At 69.2% G+C, this 10,789-nt stretch carries 9 protein-coding genes; 7 read left to right on the plus strand and 2 right to left on the minus strand.

The window, feature by feature from the left end:
- Positions 1-2,227: flavin-containing monooxygenase (locus NJ4_RS26145; RefSeq protein WP_082749103.1), on the plus strand; the 2,227-nt coding region annotated here is incomplete at its 5' end.
- 61 nt (positions 2,228-2,288) lie between these two features.
- On the opposite strand, the gene NJ4_RS23895 is transcribed toward NJ4_RS26145, so the two are convergent.
- Complete coding sequence (locus tag NJ4_RS23895; RefSeq protein ID WP_169799327.1) at positions 2,289-3,971, minus strand: sulfatase-like hydrolase/transferase; 1,683 nt, start codon at positions 3,969-3,971, stop codon at positions 2,289-2,291.
- A gap of 122 nt (positions 3,972-4,093) precedes the next feature.
- On the opposite strand from NJ4_RS23895, the gene NJ4_RS23900 reads away from it, so the two are divergent.
- From NJ4_RS23900 to NJ4_RS23910, 3 genes are all read left to right on the plus strand, one after another.
- The gene (locus tag NJ4_RS23900) at positions 4,094-5,596 is read left to right on the plus strand and encodes a hypothetical protein (protein ID WP_157551327.1); all 1,503 of its coding nucleotides are present in this window, start codon (positions 4,094-4,096) and stop codon (positions 5,594-5,596) included.
- A gap of 73 nt (positions 5,597-5,669) precedes the next feature.
- A complete protein-coding gene (locus NJ4_RS23905; RefSeq protein WP_245644690.1) occupies positions 5,670-7,361 on the plus strand; it encodes a fumarate hydratase in 1,692 nt (563 codons plus the stop codon).
- A 194-nt stretch (positions 7,362-7,555) separates the two neighbouring features.
- On the plus strand, positions 7,556-7,846 hold the full coding sequence (locus NJ4_RS23910; protein WP_067441661.1) for a TFIIB-type zinc ribbon-containing protein: 291 nt from the start codon (positions 7,556-7,558) through the stop codon (positions 7,844-7,846).
- A gap of 39 nt (positions 7,847-7,885) precedes the next feature.
- Here the strand turns inward: NJ4_RS23910 and NJ4_RS23915 are convergent, their stop codons facing one another.
- Entirely contained in the window at positions 7,886-8,425 is a 540-nt protein-coding gene (locus NJ4_RS23915; protein ID WP_067441664.1) for a DUF6278 family protein, read from the minus strand.
- A gap of 113 nt (positions 8,426-8,538) precedes the next feature.
- On the opposite strand from NJ4_RS23915, the gene NJ4_RS23920 reads away from it, so the two are divergent.
- Genes NJ4_RS23920 through NJ4_RS23930 form a run of 3 tightly spaced genes read left to right on the plus strand, consistent with a single transcriptional unit; the run spans position 8,539 to position 10,731 of the window.
- Positions 8,539-9,585: an MBL fold metallo-hydrolase gene (locus tag NJ4_RS23920; protein ID WP_217996980.1), complete on the plus strand. Its 1,047-nt coding sequence runs from the start codon at positions 8,539-8,541 to the stop codon at positions 9,583-9,585.
- A 38-nt stretch (positions 9,586-9,623) separates the two neighbouring features.
- Positions 9,624-10,451, plus strand: a complete 828-nt coding sequence (locus tag NJ4_RS23925) for a spermine/spermidine synthase domain-containing protein (RefSeq protein WP_245644691.1) — start codon at positions 9,624-9,626, stop codon at positions 10,449-10,451.
- A complete protein-coding gene (locus NJ4_RS23930) occupies positions 10,435-10,731 on the plus strand; it encodes a hypothetical protein (RefSeq protein ID WP_067441669.1) in 297 nt (98 codons plus the stop codon). The genes NJ4_RS23925 and NJ4_RS23930 overlap by 17 nt, the downstream gene beginning before the upstream one ends.
- Positions 10,732-10,789 lie beyond the last annotated feature (58 nt).

The raw sequence follows: 10,789 nt of genomic DNA on the forward strand, positions 1-10,789 counted from the left end.
GAGCCTGTGGCGGGTCACCACCGACGACGGGGTCGAGCACACCGCACGATTCTTCGTCTCCGGCGGCGGCACTCTCTCGGTGCCCAAGACGCCGGACTTCCCCGGCATCGAGACGTTCGGCGGCCGCACGCTGCTGACCGGCAACTGGCGCGAGGACGTCGACCTGTCCGGCCAGCGCGTCGGCGTCATCGGCACCGGCTCGAGCGGCATCCAGGCGATCAGCGAGATCGCGAAGGTCGCCGACTCCCTGACCGTGCTGCAGCGCACGCCCAACTTCGCCACTCCGATCGGCAACTACGCCACCGACCCCGCCGAGGAGGCCGCCGAGAAGGCGGCGTACGCCGAGCTCCGCGCAGCATCACGCAACCACTTCCTCGGCGTGCCCTACTCCGACGTCCGACCGTCCGCGCTCGCCGTGAGCCCGGAGGAGCGCCGGGCGATCTTCGACGACCGTTGGGACCGGGGCGGATTCCGACTGTTCATCGACAGCTTCGAGGACGTGCTGCTCGACCAGGACGCCAACGACACCGCGGCCGACTACATCCGCTCGCGGATCCGCGAGCGGGTCGCCGACCCGGCCACGGCCGACCTGCTGTCCCCCACGACCTACCCCTACGGCACCAAGCGACCCCCGTTGGAGACCGACTACTACGAGGCGTTCAACCGCGACACCGTGTCGCTGGTCGACGTCGCCACGAACCCGATCGCCGCCGTGGTCCCTGAGGGCGTGCGCCTCGAGGACGGCACGGTCCACGAGTTCGACGTGCTGGTCCTCGCCACCGGCTTCGACGCGTGCACCGGTCCCCTGCTGGCGATGAACGTCACCGGGCGTGACGGCGTACGGCTGGCCGACGAGTGGGCCGACGGTCCGCAGACCTACCTCGGACTCACCGCGCACGGTTTCCCGAACCTGTTCATGGTCACCGGCCCACAGAGTCCGTCGGTGCTCTACAACATGCCGCTGGCGATCGAGGACCACGTCGACCTGATCGGCGACACGATCAGCCACATGGCCGAGCACGGCCACCGGGTGTTCGACGTCAGCGAGCAGGCCCAGGACCAGTGGGTCGCCGAGACGACCGCGATCTCCGAGATGACGCTGCTGCCGAAGTCCGCCTCGTCCTGGTACATGGGCGCCAACATCCCCGGCAAACCACGTCGTGTCCTCGTCTACCTGGGTGGGGCGCCGCGCTACCGGGCGATCTGCGACAACGTGCAGGCAAGCGGCTACCGCGGGTTCCGGTTCGCCGAGACCTCACGGCAGCTGGACGGTGCCGGCTGCTCGCGGGCCCTGGACCCCTCGGTGATGTTCGTGGTCCAGGCACTCAAGGAGCAGCAGTTCACCGGCTTCCGCGCCGTGGGTGTCGAGGGTGCTCGAGCCGTCGTGGAGTCCTTCGTCGAGATGCAGGCCCCGAAGAAGGATGTTGCACGCATCGTCGAGGCGTCGTACGGCGAGCACCCCGACCAGCGGGTGCGCATCTACACGCCCGAGTCCGACGGTCACGAGAAGCCGGTGCTCGTCTACCTGCACGGTGGCGGCTTCGTCGGAGGCAGCCTCGACGTGGCCGACGAACCGGCGCGTGACCTCGCACTGCGCACCGGGGCGATCGTGGTGTCCGCGACGTACCGCCGCGCTCCGGAGCACCGGTTCCCGGCCGCCCACGACGATGCGTACGCCGCCCTGCGGTGGACCGCGGAGCACATCCCCGAGCACGGCGGGGACCCCTTCCGCATCGCCCTGGCCGGGGACTCGGCCGGCGGCACCCTCGCCGCAGCCGCCGCGATCCAGGCCGCGAAGGACGGCCTCGACCTGTCGGGCCTAGTGCTGGTCTACCCGTTGGTCAACGCCACCATCGACACTGCCTCACGTCAGGAGTTCGCGACCGACCACATCATCGGGCTCGACGACCTGGCCTGGTTCGGCGAGCAGTACGTCGGGTCGCCCGACGACGTGGGCGACCCGCGGCTGGCACTGGACACCGCCGACCTGTCTGGGCTCCCGCCGACGCTGGTGATCACCAATGAGTGCGACACCCTGCGCGACGAGGCCGAGCTGCTCGCCGCGAAGATCGCCCAGGCCGGTGTCGACTCACAGGTGGTGCGCTTCGACGGCCTGGCCCACGGCGTCTTCTGGATGTCGCTGGCCGTGGCCCGCGGCAACGACCAGCGGGCGACCGCCTCGGACTTCCTGGTCCGCCACCTCGACCGGGTGCCGGCCGGCGTCTGAGCAGCCGGTCGAGTGCTCGGGTGGTGGCTCCGGCGATCACCTGGGCACTCGGCGTACGCCGTCAGCGGGACAGTGCCCGGCACACCGCGGGGCGGCAGCCGTCGAAGCGCTCGATCCGGCGCTTGAGGTCCTGCACCCATGGCTTGGCGTGGTCCTCGGCGAAGACGTTGCGGTCCTCCCACGGCACGTCGTAGCGGTAGAGCTCCCACGCGTAGTCCGTGCCGCGCCACGAACTGTCGAGGTCGAAGCGCACCAGCAGTCCCCGGGCACTGCGCGCCGCGATGTACGACGGCACGATGTCGGTCGAACCGCCGGTCCGCTTGTCCGGGTCGAACTCTCCGGGGCGCGACTTCGACCAGGTGTGCTCGAAGAACACGTATCGCCCGCCGCGTGCCCGAGGTGCCCGGAGGCTGGACGCGATCGACGTGCCGGAGCGGAAGCCCGGGCTCTTCAGACCGGCCAGCTCCTCGAAGGTCGGGGCCAGGTCGATGTTGCTGACGAACTGGGCCCGGCCGCCCGGCGCCACACCCGGGCCGACGACAGCCAGCGGCACCCGCACGTCGGAGTCGTAGGGCGTGCCCTTGCCGCCGTTGAGCTGGTGCTGACCGAGGTGGATCCCGTTGTCGGAGGTGAGGAAGACGAAGGTGTCCGGGCCCACCTCGCGTCGAACACGGGCGATCAGCCGGTCGATCGACTGCACCATCTGGACCCGATCCCGGTAGTGCCGCAGGGCCGACTTGTCGGTGAGCTTGATCGGGTTCGTGCGCCACGCGGGTGCCGGCACCGTGCGCCCGCCACGGCGCAGGTAGGTGGGCGCGTTGTCGTCGCGTGGGTCGTTGTAGCCCTTGAGGTCACGCAGGCTGAGGGAGCCGCACCGCTTCAGGCCGCAGTTGCCGCCCTCCGGATCCCCGTAGCGAGCCCGGTCCTGGAAGGCGGAGGGGAATGCCGGGCTGCCCGGGTAGGCCTTGCGGATCTGTGCGTGCGAGCCGTAGGTCGCGATCTCCAGGAAGTACGGCGAGGCGTCGTCGCGGTGGTCGTCGAGGAATCGCACGGCGAGGTCGGCCGTCACGTTGGTGGCGTAGCTGCGGTCACGATCCTCGTGTGTGGCGTTGCGCGGCGGCTTCGGGTGGTCACGCAGTCGCACCGTGCCGTCCTCGCCGAGGTACGTCGACCGGAAGCCCCAGCCGTTGTAGCCGCCGCTGAGGATCGCCTGCCAGTCGTCCCAGCCCGCCACCTTGGGCGGCGGGAGGATCTTGCCGTCGACCCGGCGTACGTCGTACACGTTGAGGAACTTGCCGATGAACCCGGTGGTGTAGCCGCTGGCCTGCAGGGCCACGCTGAACTGCTTGCGCGGGTTGTCGTGGGCCAGGAACGCCGGGTACCCACCCACGGGACGCCGCCCGTTGCGGGTGTTGGTCAGCACGCCGGTCTGGTGCGGCGCCTGGCCGGTCAGCAGCGCGGCCCGGGAGGGGCAGCACAGCGAGTCGACCACGTAGGAGTTCCGGTACGACGCACCCTCGCGAACCATCCGCTGCGCCTCGGGCATGGTCGACAACAGCTCCATGGAGAAGTCGTCCATCAGGATCAGGACGATGTTCGGGCGGTCATCGACGGGCTGTCGCGCCGTCGTCGTACCGCCGGGCGCCGCTGCGGGTCCCTTCGCCGTCAGGCCGCCGAGCACCACCAGCGCGACGAGCGCCAGCACGCCGCATGACACGGCAACTCCCCAGGCCCTGCGTCCCACGACTCTCCCCCGATGTTTGTGCAGTCTTTCACTGCATTTTGGCAGGAGAATACCCACCTCCGCAGCCGATTCCGGCATCGCCGCGAGTTTCGCGGGCCTGCTCGCTGGAGAGCATGGGCGTCATGCCCCGTCGTCGAATCGCCGTCCTGGTCACCGTCCTTGCGGCACTGCTCCTGAGCGGATGCTCCGGCGACGACGAGGAGGAGCCGCTCGAGGCGCTGACCCCGGCCGAGCGCACGGTGCAGACGAACCCTGACCGCAACGCCGACGAGGTCGCCGAGAGGGCCGGCGCGATCGACCCCTGTGCCCTGTTGCGGGCGGTTCACCCGGCCGGAGGCGTCTCCCGGGATGCCTTCCCCAGGGCCGACAGCCCGCACTCCTGCTGGATGACCAACAGCTCGGTCAGGGCCGACGTGTTCACCCCGCTCAGCGAGTTCGAGCGCTTCCGATACGCCCGCGAGGAGCTGGCCGGCGTGGTCTCCTACCGCACCGGGCTCCAGGACGGCCGCTGCCTCATTCATCTGCCGATCAGCCACGACCACGCCATCAGCTTCAGTGGTCTGGCCTCATGCGCCACCGTCACGACGTACGCCGAGGGCGCCGCCGAGTTCCTGCAGTCGACCCCTGCCAAGGCCACCCGACCCCCGGGGATCAATCGAATCTCCGCCTGCGGCCTCCTCGATCACGCCGGCCGTGTGACGGGCAGTCAGCAGTTGACCACCAAGTACACCGTGCTCGACGAGTGCGGGGACGAGGCCACCGGAGCCGACTTCGAGCTGGAGTACGAGGACGACGTCGTCCGCGACTGGCAGACGACGCACACGTTCGGGGCGACCACCGTGCGAGTGCAGAAGACCAAGGAGCGGTGCTACCTGAAGTGGACCATCGGCGAGGCTGACGTCACGGTCCGCGAGGGACACGACCTCGCTGGGTTCATCACCACCGTGTCGTGCAAGAAGGGCCTGGCCCTCGCGAAGGCCCTGATCCCGGCAGCCCGCGAGGTCACCTCCCCCGATCGCGACCCGGTCGGCCTCCTCTACGCCTGGGACGAAGCAGACACCTCCGCTGTGGGCGCCTGCAGCAACATCGCCGACCAGGCCGACCTGCAGTGCTCTCCCGCAGAGGACGCCGACGTGCCGACGAACCGTCGCGACCTGATCATGCGGGCCGAGGCCGACCCGGACGTGCTCTGCGCTGCCGCGACGCCGCTGGTCCAGGAGCACTACGGCGAGGCACTCACGCCCACCACCGCTCTCGCGCCCAGCACCCCACTCCTCGTCGCCGCGAAGGACCCCACCGAGGACGCCACGCAGTGCGCCTTCGGGACGCCGAGCCACGCTCTGGAGATCTCAGTGGCGGTCTTCACCGGAGCGACGTCGAAGGGTGACGCCGACGAGGAGTTCGACGGCCGTCCCGCACGGGTCAGTGACGACGAGGTCAGCAGGTCCTACGTCGTGGCCCGGGACGAGCTGGGCGAGCCCGGCTTCCTGCTCGTGGAGGTCCGGACCCTGCCGTCTCGGTGGCGCGAGATCCACGACGCCTACCCATCGCCCGAGCCTGTCGCCGCGCGTCACCTGGCCGACGCAGACGCCCTCGTCGTTGACCTCGCCGGAGCGCTGCTCTGACGCACGGTCGAGGATGCCGGTGGTGGCCCCTCGGCGCCCAGCCGCGCAGAGCACGGGAGTAATCTTGACGCCCGTGGCCACCGAACCTGAATTCCGCTATTCCGACCTGCTCCCGACCGGCAAGGACGACACGCCGTACCGGTTGATCACCACCGAGGGGGTCTCCACGTTCGAGGCCAACGGAAAGACGTTCCTCCAGGTCGAGCCCGAGGCGATCCAGAAGCTGACCGCGGAGGCGATGCACGACATCAGCCACTACCTGCGCCCGGCCCACCTGGCCCAGCTGCGCAAGATCATCGACGATCCCGAGGCGTCGGGCAACGACCGGTTCGTGGCCACCGACCTGCTCAAGAACGTCAACATCTCCGCCGGCGGCGTGCTGCCGATGTGTCAGGACACCGGCACCGCGATCGTGATGGGCAAGAAGTCCGAGGGCGTGCTGACCGGTGCCGACGACGGCGAGGCGATCAGCAAGGGCGTGTACGACGCGTACACCAAGCTCAACCTGCGCTACTCCCAGCTGGCCCCGCTGACGACGTACGAGGAGAAGAACACCGGCACCAACCTGCCGGCCCAGATCGAGCTCTACTCCACGCCGCAGACCTCCGGAGAGCCGGAGTACAAGTTCCTCTTCATGGCCAAGGGCGGCGGCTCGGCGAACAAGTCGTTCCTGTTCCAGGAGACCAAGGCGATCCTGAACCCCACGCGGATGCTGGAGTTCCTCGACGAGAAGATCCGCTCACTCGGCACCGCCGCGTGCCCGCCGTACCACCTGGCCGTGGTCATCGGAGGCACCAGCGCGGAGTTCGCGCTGAAGACCGCGAAGTACGCCAGCGCGCACTACCTCGACAACCTGCCCACCGAGGGCACGATGAGCGCCCACGGCTTCCGCGACCTCGACCTCGAGGAAGAGGTCTTCAAGCTGACCCAGTCCTTCGGCATCGGCGCGCAGTTCGGCGGCAAGTACTTCTGCCACGACGTCCGCGTGGTCCGGCTCCCCCGCCACGGTGCCAGCTGCCCGGTCGCGATCGCGGTCTCGTGCTCGGCCGACCGCCAGGCGTTGGGCAAGATCACCGCCGAGGGGGTCTTCCTCGAGCAGCTCGAGACCGACCCGGCGAAATACATGCCCGAGCCGAGCGAGGAGCAGCTCGCCGCTGCCGACGACGTCGTGAAGATCGACCTCACCCAGCCGATGAGCGAGATCCTCGCCGAGCTCAGCAAGCACCCGGTCAAGACCCGGCTCTCGCTGACCGGCCCGCTGGTCGTCGCCCGCGACATCGCGCACGCCAAGATCAAGGAGCTGCTCGACGCCGGCGAGGAGATGCCGCAGTACCTCAAGGACCACCCGGTCTACTACGCCGGTCCGGCCAAGACGCCTGAGGGCATGCCGTCGGGCTCGTTCGGCCCGACCACGGCAGGGCGGATGGACTCCTACGTCGACCAGTTCCAGGCTGCGGGCGGCTCGATGGTGATGCTGGCCAAGGGCAACCGCAGCAAGCAGGTCACCGAGGCGTGCCACACCCACGGCGGCTTCTACCTCGGCTCGATCGGAGGCCCGGCCGCGCGCCTCGCGCAGGACTGCATCAAGGACGTGTCCGTGCTCGAATACGAAGAGCTCGGCATGGAGGCGATCTGGAAGATCGAGGTCGAGGACTTCCCGGCCTTCATCGTGGTCGACGACAAGGGCAACGACTTCTTCACCGACCCCTCGGGTGCGGTGAACATCCCGCTCTCCGGCATCAGGGTGCGCTCGAAGGAAGACTGAGTGCTCCGCCTGGTCGTTGCTCACCTTGTTCCTCAAGGTCATCCCGACGGTCACGACGGTCCTGGCCGTGATCGTGCTCGCCCAGAAGCGCAACCGGCGTCCCGAGGACCGGGCCAAGGCCTGACCGGTCGCCGGTGAGGGGAACCCTCGGAGACCGCCGTACGTTGGCTGGGCAGGCAACGAAAGGACACCCCATGCAGTGCCCCACCGACGGCGCCACCCTCGTGATGAGCGAACGCAGCGGCATCGAGATCGACTACTGCCCGACCTGTCGCGGCGTGTGGCTCGACCGCGGCGAGCTCGACAAGATCATCGAGCGCTCGATGACGCAGGCTCCCCCGGCCCCGGCTGCTCCCCAGCAACAGCGGTACGACGACCGCGACCGCTCCTATGACCGGGACCGCTCGTCGGGCCAGCAGGGGTACGGCCAGCAGCCCTATCGCAAGAAGAAGAAGGAGAGCTGGCTCAGCGAGCTCTTCGACTGACCCTGCCGGCCGGTTCTGGACGGGGCCCGACGATGGGGCTCAGGGCTGCCGCGCCGCTCCTTGGTAGAAGAACTCCACGCTGTCGGCCTCGCCGTCCTCGACCCGCTTGAACGCCTTCATGATCGGGTTCTCGACCCGTCCTGACTCCGTCAGGACAACGGGGAGCTCCCCGAAGACCTCATGGTTGCCCCAGGACGCGCCCGGCATTGTCCGCACCATCACCTCACCCACGTAGGCACCGAGCATGAAGGTCGGTGCGGCCCACACGTCGCTGCCCTCGGCCGAGAAGTTGCTCAACACCGCATCCACGTCCGCCAGGCTCTCGGGCGTGTAGTCGAGGGTGATGCCGACGTTGTCGAGGACGATCGCGGCGGCTTCGTCCGAGAGCAGCGGCATGCTCGCCGGCTCAGGACGAGCAGGCAGGGCCACTGCGGCCTCCGTCTCGCTCCATCGCGGCGTGCCATCGGGTTGGCCGTCCCGGAACTCGTCGTTGGGAGAGAGCCGAACGCTCGCCGGCGTCCCTCCCAGATCATTCGACGCGGCCTGCTCAGACTTGTTCCTGCGCTTGAAGATTCCCACGAAAGACTCCTTGCTCATCGACAGTGCCCTGCACCCTGCTACCCGTGTCCGCGCCGGACAAACCGCGCGAGTGCGTCGGCCACCAGTTGGGCGGGTGAGCGAGAATCAGGAACGTGACACTCCAGCGACTCCCCCTCGTGCGCAGCCTGGGCACCCGCCCGCCCGAGAACGCCTTCGCGGACTCCCCGCAGTATCGCGACGGCTCGTTCCACAACCGAGCGCCGGCGCGCATGGTCGACGAGGTCAGCCGGGCCTCGATCGCCCGCGACTTCGCGCGCAAGGGCCGCATCGGCAAGCCCTCCGGAGCGATTCCCCTGGCGAGACCCGATCTTCCGGAGACAGCCTCCGACTGCGCCGCGACCTGGCTCGGCCATGCCACCGTGCTGGTCGAGGTCGGCGGCCATTGGGTGCTGGCCGACCCGGTGTGGAGCGACCGGGTCTCCCCCGCCTCACGCGTGGGTCCCCGCCGACACCACCCGGTGCCGTTGGCGCTGCGTGAGCTCCCCCGACTGAGCGCGGTCCTGATCTCGCACGATCACTACGATCACCTCGACACGTCCACGATCGAGTGGCTGACCCGGCACCAGGAGGTGGTCTTCGTGGTGCCGCTCGGCATCGGCAGCCACCTGCGTCACTGGGGTGTGCCGGAGGCGCGCATCGTCGAGCTCGACTGGGGCCGGTCACACACCATCGGCGACCTCGTCCTCACCTGCACCGAGGCCCAGCACTTCTCCGGGCGGCTCTTCGCGCCCAACCCGACGCTGTGGTCGTCGTGGGTGATCGCCGCCGGTGAGACCCGGGTGTTCTTCGGCGGTGACACCGGCTGGACAGATGCGTTCGAGGCGATCGGATCGTCGTACGGCCCCTTCGACCTGACGGTGCTGCCGATCGGCGCCTACGACCGGCGTTGGCGCGACGTGCACATGGATCCCGTGGAGGCGTTGCGCGCCCACCGTGCCCTGCGCGGCCACGTCCTGCTGCCGATCCACTGGGCCACCTTCGACCTCGCCTTCCACCCGTGGGCCGCTCCCATCCAGTGGCTGATGCGCGAGGCCGTCGAGGTGGCGGTGGCGGCTCCGAAACCCGGACAACGCTTCGTCGTCGATGACGACGCTGACCTGCCCGGCGACGACTGGTGGTCGGCGCTCGGGTCGGCCTGACCGCCCACGGGACACGGCGACGTCATACCCTGCGCGACATGGAGATCGTGGAGATCGCTCGGGTCGAGACCGAGCGCGGCGAGGTGGTGCTGCGTGAACGCCGCGAGGAGAACACGGCACCGGTGACCGAGCTGCGGGTCAACGGGGTGTTCGTGATGGACACCCTGGAGACCAGCAGCGAACGCGCGCTCGCCACCGCCGCGCTCGCCCTGGTCGACGCCCCGGACGACGTCCTGGTGGGCGGGCTCGGTCTGGGATTCACCGTGGCCGAAGTGCTCGCCGACCAGCGCGTCACCACGTGCACTGTCGTCGAGCTCGAGCAGGCACTGGTCGACTGGATGCGTGACGGAACCATCGCCCACGGCCCCGGTCTGCTGGCCGATGCGCGGCTCGAGGTGATGGTGGCCGACGTCGCGGCCGCACTCGCCGAGGCCGGGGAGGCGTCCTACGACCTGGTTCTCCTCGACGTCGACAACGGGCCCGGCTACCTCGTGCACGAGCAGAACGCCGCGCTCTACCTGCCGCCGTTCCTCGAGGCCGCGAAGCGGGCCACCCGCCAGGTCGTTGCGATCTGGCGGGTGGCGTCGCCCCGGAGCTGGAGGTGGCCATGGGCGCCGTCTTCGGCAACTGCGCACCCACGTCGTACGACGTGCGGCTGGGCCAGCGCGCCGAGACCTACTGGCTCTACGTCAGTCGCCAGTCCTAGGCCGTGTTGCCGAAGAGGCCGGCGAGCCGGATGCGGCCTGGACTCCGCCCTCACCCAGCGCCGTTCCCGGGCCGGGCGGAGCCTCCCCGCTTGCGATGGCACCTTGAACATTGACGGTTCCCATTCAACCGAAGGACTGATCCGTGCCCGACCGACCTGAGATTGTCTGCCTCTGCGGCTCGACCCGGTTCGTGGACGAGATGCGTGCGGCGAACCGGGATCTGACCTTCGCAGGTGTCATCGTCGTCGCACCAGGCGAAGCTGACGAGTTGATCACCACCGAGCAGAAGACCGCGCTGGACGCCCTTCACCTGCGCAAGATCGACCTGGCTGACCGGGTTCTGGTCGTCAACCCCGGCGGGTACGTCGGCGAGTCCACCAGCAGGGAGATCGCGTATGCCCGCGCCACCGGCAAGCCGATCTCGTTCACCGATCCCTGAGGTCCTTGCCCGCACGACCGCCCACTCGCCGGGCCGACAGGATTCAGCATCTGTGCGA

It is taken from the genome of Nocardioides jensenii JCM 1364 = NBRC 14755 (assembly GCF_001552535.1).
GTDB lineage: Bacteria > Actinomycetota > Actinomycetes > Propionibacteriales > Nocardioidaceae > Nocardioides > Nocardioides jensenii.